The sequence below is a fragment of the Flavobacterium difficile genome (genome assembly GCF_011392115.1).
GTDB classification, from domain to species: Bacteria; Bacteroidota; Bacteroidia; order Flavobacteriales; family Flavobacteriaceae; genus Flavobacterium; species Flavobacterium difficile.
In genome coordinates this window covers 60,553-76,332 of the sequence record NZ_JAAJBT010000001.1, presented here as the reverse complement: position 1 = coordinate 76,332, position 15,780 = coordinate 60,553, and the positions used below count along the sequence as shown (strand labels likewise).

Genomic DNA, 15,780 nt, shown 5'->3' with positions numbered 1-15,780 from the left:
AAGTTTTCTGCCTTCATTAATAGTCTAATTGACACAACTTTTCCCGACAATTCGGGGTTGTCTAATTATCTAATTAAAAAAATATGTTTAAAAAAATATTAATTGCCAATAGAGGTGAAATCGCTCTACGTGTTATTCGTACATGTAGAGAAATGGGAATTAAAACAGTTGCTGTTTATTCTACTGCTGATGCAGAAAGTTTACACGTAAAATTTGCTGACGAAGCAGTATGTATCGGACCGCCTCCAAGTAATTTATCTTACTTGAAAATGTCAAATATTATTGCTGCAGCTGAAATCACAAACGCTGACGCCATTCATCCAGGATACGGTTTCTTATCTGAAAATGCTAAATTTTCAAAAATCTGTCAAGAACACAATATCAAATTTATTGGTGCCTCACCTGAAATGATTGACAGAATGGGAGATAAAGCTACTGCAAAAGCTACAATGAAAGCTGCAGGAGTTCCTTGTGTACCAGGTTCTGATGGTTTGATTGAAAATTTTGAAGCTTGTGAAAAACTAGCCCTTGAAATTGGCTACCCTGTTATGCTTAAAGCTACAGCCGGTGGAGGTGGAAAAGGAATGCGTGCCGTTTGGAAACCAGAAGACTTATTAAAAGCTTGGGAAAGCGCTCGTCAGGAATCTGCTGCTGCTTTTGGAAATGACGGTATGTACATGGAAAAACTTATCGAAGAACCAAGACATATTGAAATTCAAGTAGTTGGAGATTCATTTGGTAAAGCTTGTCACCTTTCTGAAAGAGATTGTTCTGTTCAAAGACGTCATCAAAAGTTAACTGAAGAAACACCTTCTCCTTTTATGACAGACGAATTACGAGATAAAATGGGAGAAGCAGCTGTAAAAGCAGCCGAATTCATCAAATATGAAGGAGCAGGAACTGTAGAATTTTTAGTAGACAAACATAGAAATTTCTACTTCATGGAAATGAATACTCGTATTCAAGTAGAACACCCAATTACTGAACAAGTTATCGATTACGATTTAATTCGTGAGCAAATTATGGTTGCTGCAGGAATTCCAATTTCAGGAAAAAACTATTTACCTCAATTACACTCTATAGAATGTCGTATTAACGCTGAAGATCCTTACAATGACTTCAGACCTTCACCAGGAAAAATTACAGTATTACATTCGCCAGGTGGACACGGAGTTCGTTTAGACACTCACGTTTATGCTGGTTATACTATTCCGCCAAATTATGATTCAATGATTGCTAAGTTGATCACAACTGCGCAAACTAGACAAGAAGCTATCAATAAAATGAAACGCGCTTTAGATGAATTTTATATTGAAGGAATCAAAACAACTATTCCATTCCACAGACAATTGATGGATCATCCGGATTATGTTGCTGGAAATTACACCACTGCCTTTATGGACACTTGGGTAATGGATACTAAGAAAGAAGATTAAAAAAAAGAGTTGGTACAAAAAGTACCAACTCTTTTTTTTAAAAATCATATTGAAGTTTTGAAAGTATAAGGTAAAACCTGTTGTAATTTAGCTGAAGAAATAATTTTACCCAACGGTTTTTGTTGCACTGTAAAAATTGGCACAGTTAAGTTATTAGCTAAGGCTAATTTTGTATAGTATTCTTTCCTTGTTGGATGGTAAGGAAAAACAGCATTAAATGTCTCGTTAAATAAATTTTCTAACTTACTCTTTTTTACTATCTCACCAATAATATTTATACAATCAAATTGATGAATTAAATTTATTGGAGCATCTGGATTGGAAATATTAGATTTTCCAGCTAACATAAAAATTGGATTGCGATCTTCTCCTATTAAACCTCCAAAACGAATAATAACGGTTTGAAAACATAAATTGGCCTTAAGTAAATGTTCAACTTCCACTAATTGTTTACCACTTTCTGTATCCGGTTGTAAATCGCTAAGTTCTGTAATAGTTGGAATCGAATCAGTATCACCATAAACAGAAGTCGAACTAATAAAAATTACCTTTTCAATAGTTGAATTCTCAATAAATGGAAGTAATGTTTTAATTTTATTTACAAATGTTTTTTCTGAACTCGTTGTTGTAACTTTCCTTAAACCAGGCGGAATATCAATAACTAATATTTCAGAATCGTTTAAAAATTCAGTTATATTTCCTGTGATTTTATCTTCGGAAAGTGCTATTAAATAAGGTTCAATTTTATGAGATTTTAAAAGTTCTAATTTATTCTCAGAAGTCGTAGAACCTTTGACTTTGTAACCTGTATCAATAAATTTTTGAGCCAAAGGAAATCCTAACCAGCCACAACCTAATATACTTATTTTCATTTAAATTTCTTTTTTCACCAACACATATCCTTCATTTTCCACTGCCAAATAACCTTGATCGTAAACAAAACGATAATTATTTCCAGTTTTTGTAGTGTAGAAGGAAGTCATAAATTCAAAATCAAAACCTTTACTAATTAACTTATTTTTAGTGGTTTTTGTTTTTCCTTCTGGATTTAATTCGTTTAAAACCCTGTAATTTTTTCTTAGTTTGTTGTTGATGTTGCGCATTAAATTGGTATGGTCTTTATTCATCTTATTATTGTAGGCATTTCGACATCCGTCACTACAAAATTTTTTATCTTCTCTTCCAACAATTTTTTCGTGGCATTCTAAACAGTTTTTCATGGCTTTTAAGTTATTATTTATTTTGTAAAACTAAATTTTATTTCTTCTTTGCTTTCTTCAAAATAGACATAAACATTTAATATTTTATCTCCAATTTTCTCATAAGTAATTCCGTCAAAATATAATTTATTATCTTCTATTTTTATGAAACGAAAAATTTCTGGTTTTTCACTTTCCCACGGTTTTAAGTCGCCGCTAAAATGTCTTATTTGCAATTGAATCGTTTTATCTTTTTCGATGATTTGACCAAATTCATAAAAAGAAACTTTGTTGTCACTTATCATTTTGAAGCTAAACATCATCGTTTTACCACTGGGTTCGTCCCAATTTTCTTGACAAATTCCGAAAGGAGAAGTGCCTTTCCAATTACCAGCCAACCATTTTACATCTTCTAAAGTTGCATTTGGTGAACCTTTTTCGTCATTGTATTGCAACGTATTTTGAGAAAAACCTATTGAAGTTATAAAAACCACAAAAAGTAATATGATTTTTTTGATCGTGTTAGTTTTCATAATAGTATGTTTAATTTCAAGTAAATATAAACTTTATTTTATAATTACAAACGACAACAAACATTTACAATCGATAGTAAATGAATAACTACCGAATAATAATTAGCACACATCACATCTTTGCACTGTCGAAATGAAACACTTTTAATTCTAAGTTAAATGATTACAACATATTTCAGTTCGTAAAAAAAATAAACAATACATTTTTAGATCATGCAAATTCACTAAATCTGTGTTTTTAAAAAATTATAATTAAGTATAACCTTTAAAATTTTACACGCCATTATGAAAAACAGAGTACAATTAATCGGACATGTTGGGCAAGACCCAGAAATCAAAAATTTAGAAAACGGTAAAGTAGCGAATTTATCTATTGCAACCCATGAAAATTACACCAATGCAAAAGGTGAGAAAGTGGAGCAAACTGAATGGCACAGAATCTCAGCTTGGGGAAAAACTGCCGATATTATTGAAAAATATGTAACCAAAGGAAAAGAAATTGCCGTTGAAGGAAAATTAACACATAGAAACTATGAAGATAAAGACGGAATTAAACGTTATGTTTCTGAAATTATCGTTTCCGAAATTCTTTTATTAAAAGGAAATAAATAATATTATATATAAACCAAATTTAAAATTACACGCCATTATGAAAAATTCAGTACAATTAATTGGACACGTTGGTCAAGAACCAGAAATTAAAAATTTAGAAGCAGGAAAAAAAGTTGCCAATATTTCCATTGCCACAAACGATACATATTACAAAGAAAATGGAGATAAAGTTGAAAAAACCGAATGGCACAAAGTAACGGCTTGGGGAAAATTAGCGGAATTAATTGAAAAATATGTTACTAAAGGTAAAGAAATTGCCATTGAAGGAAAATTAACGCATAGAAGTTACGATGATAAAGACGGAAATAAACGTTATATCACTGAAGTCATTGCGAATGAAATTTTATTATTAAGCAAGTAGCTATACTATGAAGGTTAAAGTGTTTTCTATCGGATTAGAAGCAGATATGTTGGAAAAAGATCAAATGGTATTGAATGAATTTTTAACAACTGTAACATTTAAAAAATCTAGTACACAATTTGTTGAAAAAGGAAATTATTGGTCCTTATTAGTACATTATGATGACAATGAGATAACAAATCCAGTGAGTTTGGAACGTATATCGTTTGAAGATTTAAGCACAAAAGACCAACAAGTTTATCTGTACTTAAAGGAATGGAGAACGACTAAAGCAGAAAAATTACAGCAAAAAAACTATATGATTTGTCATAATTCAGAACTGATTGACTTAGCAAGATTCAAGCCAAGTAACCTCGACGAATTAAAACAAATTAAAGGTTTCGGTCCGCAAAAAGCTGAAAAATTTGGAGATGATATTTTAGCCATTTTAAATGCCGTCTAACTTATAACTAAACAAGTAGAGTAACTGTTTTGTTGCTCTACTTGTTTTATAAGTTCATCAAGCGTTGAAATTCTTCAAAAAACAGGCCTAGATGATAGCCGTCAACTAAACCATGATGCACGTGCACAGACATAGACATGAATTTTTTGTCGTTTTCTGTAATCATTTTTCCAAATGAAAATTTTGGACAACTATCTGGAAATGTAAAACTTCTAGAATGTGAAATTGAAGTAAAATTGATCCAAGGTAAAGCCGAAAAGTGCACGATATTTTCATTGTAATCTCTAGTGAAAAGACCTGGTGTATTTTTTACTCGAGTGGCCTCAGTATTATAATTTTCAATAAATGTATTTAGGTTTTCATGGTATTCAATTTCTGAAAAACCAAAGGTTTTGTCTTCTCTTAATATTGTTGATGAAACATTTATGGTGTCGTAAATAAATACTTTTCCATCATGAATTCTATATCTAAAATTCTCTATAGTATTCACCGCTACTAATGTTTTATGCAGGTAATAAGCGAAAAAACTAACTCCTAATTCTTTAGATTTAGCATAAGCTTTTGTACAATCCAACTGAATGGTAGTCCCAAAAAAAGGTTCTTCAAATTTACTAAAAAACTCAAAGTGTTCTCTTCTATTCCAAGTTGATACATCTAATTCTTTTTTCATTTTTAGTTATAATATTTGAAAAATCTCATTTAAATCAGCAATCGCTTTAAAATTATCGTGTTGAATTTCGAAATCAATTTTTTCATATTCCCAAGTAGTATGATAAGGTATGTGAATTCCAGTTCCACCTATGTTTAAAACAGGTAAAACATCAGATTTTAACGAATTTCCAATCATTACAAAATCTTTTGGATCACATTCTAAACGCTTTAGCATTTTGGTGTAATCTATTTCCGTTTTATCACTCATCACTTCAATATGATGAAAATAATGACCCAAACCTGAATCGTGTAATTTTCTGTGTTGGTCTTTTAAATCGCCTTTTGTGGCTACCACTAATTTGTATTTACCTTTTAATTGTTCTAAAACAGCTGTAACATTAGGCATTAACTCAACTGGTTTTTCCAATAATTCTTTACCAATTGATATAATTTTTTCAATTACTGCTCCATTGATTTGATGGTTAGTCAACTCTAATGCTGCTTCAATCATAGAAAGTGTAAAGGCTTTAATTCCAAAACCATACAAAGGCAAATTCTTAACTTGGTGATTTAAAATCAACTGTAAAATTTCTTGTTTCGACGCAAAATCCTGAAACAATTCGCAAAATTTTGCTTGCGCTTCATCAAAATAAGGTTCGTTGTGCCAAAGCGTATCGTCAGCATCAAATGCGATTATTTTTTGTGTCATGATATTGGTCTTATGCAATTACAGCTCCATTACTCACACCATCCGTATCTGGATTAACGAAAACTAATTTTCCTTCTGGTGTATTCGTTAGTAAAAGCATGCCTTCGCTTTCTACACCGCGCAAAGCTCTTGGTGCTAAGTTGACTAAAACCGTAACTTTTTTCCCAATAACTTCTTCAGGTGTAAAATGTTCTGCAATTCCGGAAACGATTGTTCTTACATCAATTCCAGTATCGACTTTTAAAACCAATAATTTGTTGGCTTTTGGCATTTTCTCTGCTTCGATAATCGTTCCAATTCGTAAATCAATTTTTGCGAAATCTTCAAAAGAGGCTGTTTCTTTTTGCGGGGTTACCGTTGCGTTTTCTATTTGATTGGCTGTTTTTGTAGCTTCCAATTTGTCAATTTGTTTTTGAATTTCTACATCTTCAATTTGAGCGAATAATATTTCAGCTTGACCTATTTTATGATTTGGTTCCAATAAATCAGATTTAGAGGAAACATCATTCCAAGATGAAATAGTACTCTGTAAAATCTTACCTAATTTTTCAGAAGTGAAAGGTAAAAAAGGTTCGCATAAAATTTGTAAAGCTGTAGCTATTTGTAGCGCCACATACATTTGAGTTTTTACACGTTCTGGATTTTCTTTAACCATTTTCCATGGTTCTTCATCCGCTAAATATTTGTTTCCTAAACGCGCTACATTCATCAATTCTCCTAAAGCTTCTCTGAATCTATATCTTTCAATAGAACTTGCAATTACTGCTGGATAAGCTTTTAACTCCGCTAATGTTTGTATGTCTACTTCAGAAAATTCGTTTGGAGTTGGTACAATTCCGTCGTAATATTTATTCGTTAAAACGACAACACGGTTAATGAAATTTCCGAATATAGCAGCTAATTCATTATTATTTCTGGCTTGAAAATCTTTCCAAGTGAAATCGTTATCTTTTGTTTCTGGCGCATTCGCGGTTAATGCATAACGCAATGCATCTTGTTTTTCAGGGAAATCTTGTAAATATTCGTGTAACCAAACCGCCCAATTTTTAGAAGTTGAAAGTTTGTTTCCTTCTAAATTTAGGAATTCATTAGCGGGCACATTATCTGGTAAAATATAACTTCCTTCGGCTTTTAACATCGCAGGAAAAATGATACAATGGAATACAATATTGTCTTTTCCGATAAAGTGAACCAATTTTGTGTTTTCATCTTTCCAATACGGTTCCCAATCTTTTCCTTGTTTGGCCGCCCATTCTTTAGTTGATGAAATGTATCCAATTGGAGCATCAAACCAAACGTATAATTTTTTTCCTTCGGCACCTTCTACGGGAACATCAATTCCCCAATCTAAATCACGTGTAACGGCTCTTGGTTCTAAACCGCCATCAACCCATGACTTTACTTGTCCGTACACGTTAGGTTTCCAATCGTTTTTATGACCTTCTAAAATCCACTCTCTTAAGAAAGATTCGTACCTATTTAAAGGTAAAAACCAATGTTTTGTAGCTTTTAAAATCGGAGTTTCTCCAGTTATTGTACTTTTCGGATTAATTAAATCCGTTGCATTTAAAGTCGAACCACATTTCTCACATTGGTCGCCATACGCTTCTTCGTTCGCACATTTAGGACACGTTCCAGTTACGAAACGATCAGCTAAAAACTGATCGGCTTTGGCATCATATAGTTGTTCTGTAGTTTCTTCAATGAAATCTCCATTATCGTATAATTTTCTAAAAAATTCAGAAGCCGTTTTATGATGAATTTCAGAAGAAGTTCGCGAATAATTATCAAACGAAATTCCGAAATCAATAAACGATTTTCGGATAATTCCATCATATTTATCAATCACTTCTTGAGGTGTGATGCCTTCTTTTTTAGCTTTCATTGAAATCGCCACACCATGTTCGTCACTTCCGCAAATGAATGCCACATCTTTCCCTTGCAAACGCAAATATCTTGCATAAATATCTGAAGGAACATAAACACCTGCTAAATGACCAATGTGAATTGGACCGTTTGTATATGGCAAAGCCGCTGTGATGGTATATCTTTTTGGATCTTGTAACATTTGAAATAATATTTATTGCAAAAATAAGTTTTTACGGACTAATAGGCGAATTTATTTTGATTTTGTTTATTTTTGAATTCAAGATTTTTTAATAAAAAACTTAATGTTTAAATATTCACTAGTACTTTTCTTATCACTAATTTCATATTCACAAAATAAAATGAAAATTCCTCCTTATTTAAAAAAAGGCGACACCGTTGCTATAGTTTGTACTGCTCGTAAATTTTTTCCAGAAGATGCTAAACCCGCTATTGATTTACTAGAATCATGGGGTTTAAAAGTCAAATTAGGAAAAACAATTGGTTTAGACAGTTGTCAACTCGGCGGATCAGACGCCGAACGTGCGGCAGATTTTCAGGAGCAATTAGACAATGATAATATTAAAGCGATTTGGTGTGCACGTGGTGGTTACGGAACCGTTCGAATTATAGATTTGATAGATTTCTCGAAATTTAAAAAACAGCCAAAATGGGTAATGGGATTTAGTGATGTCACCGTTTTACATAGTCATATCAATACTTTGAACGTGGCGACTTTACATTCTATTATGCCTTTTACTGTGCCAAAAGCTCCAGAAGAAGTAAAACAAACTTTTAAAAATGCTCTTTTCGGAATTAAAAATTCTTACACTATTCCTTCCAAATCGTATGATAAAAAAGGAATGGCTCAAGGCGAATTAGTTGGAGGGAATCTATCAATCATTTACAGTTTATTAGGTTCAAAATCTTCTATTGATACAAAAGATAAAATACTTTTCATTGAAGATTTAGATGAATATTTATATCACGTAGATCGCATGCTACAAAATATGAAACGTAATGATTATTTTAAAAATGTTAAAGGAATTATTGTAGGAAGTATGCGAGACATGCACGATAATGAAATTCCTTTTGGTCAAAATGAAGTACAATTAATTACTGAAATTGCTAAAGATTTAAACATTCCAATTGCTTTCGAATTTTGTGCCGGACATCAAAAAGACAACAGAACTTTAGTTTTAGGAAGCCAAGTTTATTTTGAAGTCAATGAATCTGAAATCAAATTAACTTTTGAATAGGTATTGACACATCGACACATCGATAATTCAAATTTGAAATCATGGCAGCACACAACGAATTAGGAAAAATTGGCGAGGAATTAGCTGTTGATTTTCTTACAAAAAAAGGATATGATATTTTAGAAACAAATTGGGTTTTTCAGAAAGCGGAAGTAGATATTATCGCGCAAAAAGATAATATTTTAGCGGTTGTTGAAGTGAAAACAAGAAGCAGTATCACTTTTGGTTCGCCACAGGATTTCGTAAAACCAAAAAAAATAAAGCTATTAGTGAAAGCCATAAATGAATATGTGCTCGCAAACGATTTAGATTTAGATGTTCGATTTGATATTATTGCCATTCAAGTTAAAGGAAAAGAATCTGAAATAGAACATTTAGAAGAAGCTTTTTATTATTTTGACAATTAGTTTAAATTATAACAATTTGTTTATATATTTGTAGCTAACACACACACACTGAAAATATATGAAAACTGTAGCATCCGTTGTAGAAAAATACTTAAAAACAAAACCATTTTTATTAAGTTCTTTATCTGAAGGAATTATAAATTTAACTTCTTTAGCAAGAATTATCATGCCTGAAATTGAAATGCATCTTGGCAAAGATATCAAGCAAGGCGCAGTGGTTATGGCCTTAAAAAGAATTTCAGAAGAGTTAGACTTTAAAATTAGCAATAGAGTTGCTAAAGTACTTCAGAATTTAGGGGAAATTACAGTTCGATCGTCCCTTACCGATTACACTTTCGAAATTTCTGAAACATTATTGGAAAATCAATCCAAATTAATGTTTGAAATTAAAACAAACAAAAATGTATTTTATACCTCATCACGTGGTGTTAATGAAACAAATATTGTTGTAAGTTCGGAAGTTAATGCAATTGTGGAAGAATGCATGAAAAATGAAAAATTGTTAAGCAAAAACGAAAATTTATCTTCAATTACCATAAAACTTCCTCATGAAAATGTTTCAGTACCAGGAGTTTACTACTATATTTTTCAATCGTTAGCTTGGGAAGGAATTACAATAGACGAAGTAATTTCTACTAGCAATGAATTTACAATAATTGTAAATGAAAATCAAATTGACATTGCTTTTAGCGTCATAAAAGACTTAAAAAAATAACACCTTTTTTAATCAAACTCATTTAAGCCATAAAGAATTTCTTTCATTTTTGTACCGTTAATTTCTACAGGCTTATATGCAATATTAAACTTATCAATTGCAACATCTATATCTGTCTTTAGTTTTTTATATTCTAGAGGCAGTTTAGAATCGCATTGTTTTTCGTTTTCATAACTATTTAAAATCACTTTAAATTTTTCGTAGAATTTACCACCTTGATCAATAAAATTATTGTACAAAGTAATAAATTGTAACAACCTATCTATAGGAAATTCTAAATTCACTTGCATTTTATATTGTGCTTGTCCAGTAGTGGTTTTCATTTTAGATAAATATTCATCCATTTTAGAGGTCACATTCTCCCAATCATCATTGGTTCTACAAGCTTCTAATGTGGTAAAATAAGTAATTGGTTTCGTATAATCTTTAAAAAGAATTTCGATTTCACTTTTCATTTTCTCATTACTTTTTTGAAGAAATGCGGTTTCAAAATAAATCGTATTCAGATCATTTTGCATGCGAAGTGTAAAATCTAAAATACACTCAATATTAGCAAGTTCCTTTTCTTTTTCCTCTTTCGTTAAAGAAGAACTCAACATGTTTGTAAAAGTTTGGATGACTGAAACTATAGTATTAGTTCCTAAAACAGAAGTTAAATCGTAACCAGACTTCTTATCTTTTTTTGCAGCAACCAGATTTTTCATTTTTTCAAATTCTGGATATTGATTTGGATTCGCAATTTTGTTTATTTCACTAAAAGTCCGAATTGAAGCAAAATGATGATCCAAACTTAATACTTTCTCGTACAAAATTTTAATTATTTGTAAACCTTTAATGTATCTAATTTTAGAAATATCACTTGAGTTATCTGTAATTAATTGCTTAATTTCACTTTCCAACAAGTCTTTTGAAATAAGTAAATTAACCTTTTTTTTAGTATTCAGAGAAGTATGTAGCGTGTAGTTAATTTTGTCTAATTCAGCATGTTTTTGATATATTAAAACTTCATATTTTGAATTAACAACATTAATTTCTTTAAGCAATTCATTCAAAAGAGCATTTGGATCATTTAATACATCATTTGAAAAGGCAAAACCTGAAAAAAAAAGCAATAGAAAAGCCAGATTACGTTGTACCATAAGTTTAAATTTTAGTCGACATCTTTAACACTACAAAAGCGGTATTTTTCTCAAACTTAATTGGATAATTACCTGTTTTAATAATTGCGTTTTTAGAATTCAAATCTAAGGCATTACTACAATTTGGACTTAGTTCGTAATCATAATCCTGAGTAAATATAAATACTTCATTTTCAGAAAAATCTTCAATATTTTTTTTGAAAATATACTTTTGTTCCTCTAAAGACAATTCATTTAACGGTATAACCAACTGTAATTCTGTTTCTGATAATTTTACTAATGTAAACTTTGAAGAAATTGAAGTACCTTTAGAATTAATTTCTACTGTACATAAACTCAATCCTCCCTTACAATCTCTACCTCGAATGTCTGCATTTAATTTTGTTTCATTACTTTGTGCTGTAAGAAAAGAACTTATTAATAGTATTAAAGTGATACTTATATTTTTCATTTGTTTTGTTTTTGATTTTAAAAAAGCGGCAAATAAATTTACCGCTTTAAATAATTAACTAACTAATAGTAGATATGACAAACTAAACTTATTAAAAAAAAAGACCCATTTTTGTGTTTAATGGCTTATAAAAAATTATTGTTTTTGGCTTGGGTCTTTTTTTAAAGTATAAATTGAAAATTTAAATTAAGAATGAAATCTATTATTTAATTTCTGTCCAAGTAGAATCTCTTTCTTGTAGTATTTTTAAAATACCACTATAATGATTTTCCCCATAAACAATAACTAAATTCTCACTGGTATTTAGATAAATTTCACGAACAATTTTTTCATTTCTAAAGTCAAGAATTGATTTGTCTAACTTTTTTTTATCCAATTTCACATTGCTACATTTTGACATTTTATTAATTGGAGTATCATAATCACATTTTTCTAAAACAATTTCACCATTTTCAGCTTCATAATGAGCAATTATTTGTTGTAAAGTAACATCAACATTTTTAGATTTATTCTTATTAAAACCAAGCTCCATTTGATCTTTGGGTTGGTCAATTAATTTTTTCTTGTACTTTATTTTCTTAAAAACTGAATCTAATATTTCTAAGTATCCTTTATCATTTTCTGGAAGACCTGAAATCTTTCTAAATTTTTTTGAGGTTATAGAATCTTCTTCACCAGTAACTAATTCATAAAAGAAAAAATGATTTTGCTTATCTAGAGAGTCAATTTTAGCTCTTACATCATCATAAAAACTCTCAGTACCAATATGTTTCATTGGAATAAAAACTATTTTTTTATTTGCATTTGAAATAATTTTAATTTTTACTTCATCATCGTAAACACCTACTTTTTCAAGTGCTTTATTGATTAAAAAAGATTTACATCCAAATAGTAAAAATGATAACGATAGTAAAAAAAGTTTTTTCATGCTATTAATTATTATTAAATTAATTTATTAAAATGTTTAACTTGTCTTTCTTTAGACTAACACAAGTAAAAAGATTCATTTATAGTTTATCTTTTCGAAAGATTTTTTACGAAAGTAACAATCGCCTCAACAATAGCATCTAAAATTACATCACCAGCTTCTTCACCAAACACAGTTTGTAAATGACATCTAAAACAAAAAAAGCAACATCTAAAATTTGAATTGTTTACAACTGTACTATTAAAAGCATTTACATTTTTAGTTACATCTGATTTTATTCCGAATATACTCCCTTCTGATAAAGATGGATTTTCTTTTAAGTATTTAAAAACGTTGCCAATTTCTAAGCCATTATAAGTTTGAACTATTTTATCATCAGAAACTTTCTCTAACATAAAAGTATAAGCAACTTTTAAAACGTCATGTCCAACATTTGTAATTTTTCCCTGAGGATTGTAAGGTCCAGTAACATTTTTGATAAACTCCTCAAAACTTTTCGACTCATTAAAAGCAGGTTGTAATGTGTTTTTAAACTCCACCATTACTTTTGCAGAATATAATCTGGCTTCTTCATTAGAAATCTTTTGAGCATTTCCACTTACACTCATCATAACTGTGGCAATTAAGCCAAATAACATTTTTTTCATTACATTTGTATTTTTAAGATTAATTGCAGTCAGCTTTAGTACGCCAATACTAGTTAAAAGTTTGACTGCTTTTTTATAGTTGGTAATTTCAATATTAAAAGCAAAGCCAACTTTTTCTTTACTTCTAATAATCAGTTTTTAAGAATCTGACACTTCTATTGTTCATCAATTTGTACTTGCAAGTTTTTGATTTCAGAACATTGCAAAGAAATGAGAATTTTAATATTACATGCAAATGTTAGTGTGGTAAATTCGGGAATTTCGGTACTTATATTCCCGAATTTTTAAAAAGATAATATGTAAATAATTGATTTTTAAAATGTTAATAAATGTTAAATTTTATTAATATTTTCACAATAAAATTATTAATTTTGATATTTACTTCTATAAAGATTCAAAATGAGCAAATTTCTTAAGATCGTATTATTTTATTTTATTTTTTTACCTATCACAATTTTATCACAGAACGTAAAACACAAATTAGATTATAAATCTTTTGATGAATTATGGATATCTTTTTTTGAAAATGATAAAACAAACAGAATAAAATATGCAGAAACTTATCTCAAAAAAGCAAAAAAAGAAAATTTGGATCTTGAAATCGGCAGAGGATTATACTTATATGCATACAATTGTCTTGAAATAAATAACTCTAAAGCAGTTTATTATTATAATAAATCTTTAAAATTTGCAAAAAAAAGTAAAGACAACAATATTATTGTAAAAATATATTTTGACATTTCTGGAATTAAAAGTAGACAATTTAAATATAAAGAAGCAATAGACAATCTTATTTTAGCTGAAAAATATAACAATGACTCGGATTATGAATATATCATAAAATTAAATATTGCAATAATTAAATCTGAAAACTTAGGTGAGATTGAACAAGCTTTAAAATTATACAAAAAATGTCATAATTATTATATATCAAAAGGAGTAAGACTTACCAAATATAACGGATATTACAAAGAAATTTTGTTTGATATAGCAGACGCCTATAAAGCTAAAAAAGCAATTGATTCTTCTTCTTTTTATAATAAACTTGGATACGAAGAAGCAAAATATAGCAATGATGAAGAAATGTTAAGTTTATTCATACTCAATGAAGGTGCAAATCAAGTCATTAAAAAAAATTATACTGCAGCTTTTGATAGTGTAATGAAAGCACTACCAGTATTAAAAAAATTTAATAATCAAAGTAACATTTTAGCAAGTTATTTCTACTTAGGAAAAATACATGAAGGTTTAGGGAACAAAAAAAAAGCAGTAGAAAATTTTAAAAAGGTAGATTCTTTATATGAAAAAAATAAAGATATAACACCAGAGTTTATTAGCGGGTATCATTATTTAATTTCATATTACAAAAGTAATGGTGATAATGTTAATCAATTAAAATATATAAACTCTTTAATGAAAATTGACAGTACTTTCCAAAAAAACTATAAAGAAATTTATAAAACCATACAAGAAAAATATGAAATTCCAATTTTATTTAAAGAAAAAGAAAAACTCATTAACAATCTAGAACAGAAAAGTCTATTATTTTATATTAGTTTTTTTTTATTGATTGCACTTGTTGTTTTTTTAGTTTACAAACAATTTAAATTAAAAAAGCTATATAAAAATAGATATAAGGAAATCATGGATACAGACTCCGAAAAAAACAAAATACTTTTTGATTCAAACAAAGAAAAATCTTTAAATAATACTGGAATATCTCAAGATATTGTTTTACAGATATTGGAAAAACTTGATCATTTCGAAAAAACAAAAGGATTTTTAAATTCAAATATTTCAATAAATTTATTATCAATTGAATTCAACACAAACACAAAATATTTATCTAAAATCATTAATGAGTATAAAGAAAAATCTTTCATTAATTATATAAATGATTTAAGAATTGAATATTCTTTGAAGCAATTAAAATCAAACCCTATTTTAAGAAAATATACCATAACTGCTTTAACTAAAGAGTTTGGATTTAATAGTTCTGAATCTTTCACATCAGCATTTTATAAAAAAACTAAAATTAAACCAACATTCTTCATAAAAGAACTAAATAAAAATACGTCTGATTTTCAATAATTTATTTTTATTTAAACTTCGAAATTCGTGAATTTCGTGAAATTCTGTTTTATTTATAAATTTTATTAGTAATTAACTTTATACTTTTGAATCTGTAATTAAAATTAATATTATGAAACAAATTAAAAACAAAAAATTTTCAATAGAAAAATTTGAAGTAGCAAAACTAGAAAATTACAAAAAAATTACTGGCGGAACAGGAGTAGGTGGAGATCCAGAGACTGTAACTAGAACAAGTAATGATTGTTCCAACAAACCAAACTGTAAAGATAAAACAACAGTAGGTGATGTTCCAGTAAGACCGACAACAATTTAAAAACTTTTCAGTTACTAA

Annotated in this window: 19 protein-coding genes; 9 read left to right on the top strand and 10 right to left on the bottom strand. The window is 29.1% G+C overall.

The features are described from left to right. The first annotated feature begins 83 nt into the window (after positions 1 to 83). Positions 84 to 1,436, top strand: coding sequence for an acetyl-CoA carboxylase biotin carboxylase subunit (gene accC / locus G4D72_RS00290; protein ID WP_166075580.1), 1,353 nt, complete (start codon positions 84 to 86; stop codon positions 1,434 to 1,436). A 44-nt stretch (positions 1,437 to 1,480) separates the two neighbouring features. On the opposite strand, the gene G4D72_RS00285 is transcribed toward accC, so the two are convergent. From G4D72_RS00285 to G4D72_RS00275, 3 genes are read right to left on the bottom strand one after another with little or no spacing between them, the layout of a single operon-like run. Next, entirely contained in the window at positions 1,481 to 2,308 is an 828-nt protein-coding gene (locus tag G4D72_RS00285; RefSeq protein WP_166075579.1) for a Rossmann-fold NAD(P)-binding domain-containing protein, read from the bottom strand. Beyond that, positions 2,309 to 2,656, bottom strand: a complete 348-nt coding sequence (locus G4D72_RS00280) for a hypothetical protein (protein WP_166075578.1) — start codon at positions 2,654 to 2,656, stop codon at positions 2,309 to 2,311. Between the two features lie 17 nt (positions 2,657 to 2,673). Continuing rightward, a complete protein-coding gene (locus G4D72_RS00275) occupies positions 2,674 to 3,168 on the bottom strand; it encodes a DUF6265 family protein (RefSeq protein WP_166075577.1) in 495 nt (164 codons plus the stop codon). Positions 3,169 to 3,453: 285 nt separating this feature from the next. Here G4D72_RS00275 and G4D72_RS00270 point away from each other — a divergent pair, with 285 nt between their 5' ends. The 3 genes from G4D72_RS00270 to G4D72_RS00260 are packed head-to-tail and all read left to right on the top strand — an operon-like array spanning position 3,454 to position 4,583. Further along, positions 3,454 to 3,780 (top strand): single-stranded DNA-binding protein, encoded by a 327-nt coding sequence (locus tag G4D72_RS00270; protein WP_166075576.1) that lies wholly within the window; start codon positions 3,454 to 3,456, stop codon positions 3,778 to 3,780. A gap of 37 nt (positions 3,781 to 3,817) precedes the next feature. Continuing rightward, positions 3,818 to 4,141 carry a single-stranded DNA-binding protein gene (locus G4D72_RS00265; RefSeq protein ID WP_166075575.1) on the top strand — a complete coding sequence of 108 codons (324 nt, stop codon included), beginning with the start codon at positions 3,818 to 3,820 and terminating at the stop codon, positions 4,139 to 4,141. 7 nt (positions 4,142 to 4,148) lie between these two features. Beyond that, the gene (locus G4D72_RS00260; protein ID WP_166075574.1) at positions 4,149 to 4,583 is read left to right on the top strand and encodes an HRDC domain-containing protein; all 435 of its coding nucleotides are present in this window, start codon (positions 4,149 to 4,151) and stop codon (positions 4,581 to 4,583) included. Between the two features lie 46 nt (positions 4,584 to 4,629). Here the strand turns inward: G4D72_RS00260 and G4D72_RS00255 are convergent, their stop codons facing one another. Genes G4D72_RS00255 through metG form a run of 3 tightly spaced genes read right to left on the bottom strand, consistent with a single transcriptional unit; the run spans position 4,630 to position 8,011 of the window. Next, complete coding sequence (locus G4D72_RS00255; RefSeq protein WP_166075573.1) at positions 4,630 to 5,253, bottom strand: chloramphenicol acetyltransferase; 624 nt, start codon at positions 5,251 to 5,253, stop codon at positions 4,630 to 4,632. Between the two features lie 6 nt (positions 5,254 to 5,259). Further along, a complete protein-coding gene (locus G4D72_RS00250) occupies positions 5,260 to 5,943 on the bottom strand; it encodes an HAD family hydrolase (RefSeq protein WP_166075572.1) in 684 nt (227 codons plus the stop codon). A 10-nt stretch (positions 5,944 to 5,953) separates the two neighbouring features. Next, complete coding sequence (gene metG / locus G4D72_RS00245) at positions 5,954 to 8,011, bottom strand: methionine--tRNA ligase (RefSeq protein WP_166075571.1); 2,058 nt, start codon at positions 8,009 to 8,011, stop codon at positions 5,954 to 5,956. 160 nt (positions 8,012 to 8,171) lie between these two features. Here metG and G4D72_RS00240 point away from each other — a divergent pair, with 160 nt between their 5' ends. From G4D72_RS00240 to G4D72_RS00230, 3 genes are read left to right on the top strand one after another with little or no spacing between them, the layout of a single operon-like run. Further along, positions 8,172 to 9,068 (top strand): S66 peptidase family protein, encoded by an 897-nt coding sequence (locus G4D72_RS00240; RefSeq protein ID WP_166075570.1) that lies wholly within the window; start codon positions 8,172 to 8,174, stop codon positions 9,066 to 9,068. Between the two features lie 41 nt (positions 9,069 to 9,109). Next, complete coding sequence (locus tag G4D72_RS00235) at positions 9,110 to 9,475, top strand: YraN family protein (protein ID WP_166075569.1); 366 nt, start codon at positions 9,110 to 9,112, stop codon at positions 9,473 to 9,475. A 58-nt stretch (positions 9,476 to 9,533) separates the two neighbouring features. Next, complete coding sequence (locus G4D72_RS00230) at positions 9,534 to 10,190, top strand: aspartate kinase (RefSeq protein ID WP_166075568.1); 657 nt, start codon at positions 9,534 to 9,536, stop codon at positions 10,188 to 10,190. Between the two features lie 8 nt (positions 10,191 to 10,198). Here the strand turns inward: G4D72_RS00230 and G4D72_RS00225 are convergent, their stop codons facing one another. From G4D72_RS00225 to G4D72_RS00210, 4 genes are all read right to left on the bottom strand, one after another. Then, the gene (locus G4D72_RS00225; RefSeq protein WP_166075567.1) at positions 10,199 to 11,329 is read right to left on the bottom strand and encodes a hypothetical protein; all 1,131 of its coding nucleotides are present in this window, start codon (positions 11,327 to 11,329) and stop codon (positions 10,199 to 10,201) included. A 4-nt stretch (positions 11,330 to 11,333) separates the two neighbouring features. After that, positions 11,334 to 11,780 (bottom strand): hypothetical protein, encoded by a 447-nt coding sequence (locus G4D72_RS00220; protein WP_166075566.1) that lies wholly within the window; start codon positions 11,778 to 11,780, stop codon positions 11,334 to 11,336. Positions 11,781 to 11,982: 202 nt separating this feature from the next. After that, complete coding sequence (locus G4D72_RS00215) at positions 11,983 to 12,708, bottom strand: hypothetical protein (RefSeq protein WP_166075565.1); 726 nt, start codon at positions 12,706 to 12,708, stop codon at positions 11,983 to 11,985. 86 nt (positions 12,709 to 12,794) lie between these two features. Continuing rightward, positions 12,795 to 13,355: a hypothetical protein gene (locus tag G4D72_RS00210; RefSeq protein ID WP_166075564.1), complete on the bottom strand. Its 561-nt coding sequence runs from the start codon at positions 13,353 to 13,355 to the stop codon at positions 12,795 to 12,797. Between the two features lie 399 nt (positions 13,356 to 13,754). Between G4D72_RS00210 and G4D72_RS00205 the strand changes: the two genes are divergently transcribed. After that, positions 13,755 to 15,446 (top strand): helix-turn-helix domain-containing protein, encoded by a 1,692-nt coding sequence (locus G4D72_RS00205; protein WP_166075563.1) that lies wholly within the window; start codon positions 13,755 to 13,757, stop codon positions 15,444 to 15,446. Between the two features lie 112 nt (positions 15,447 to 15,558). Next, positions 15,559 to 15,762 carry a hypothetical protein gene (locus G4D72_RS00200; RefSeq protein WP_166075562.1) on the top strand — a complete coding sequence of 68 codons (204 nt, stop codon included), beginning with the start codon at positions 15,559 to 15,561 and terminating at the stop codon, positions 15,760 to 15,762. Positions 15,763 to 15,780 lie beyond the last annotated feature (18 nt).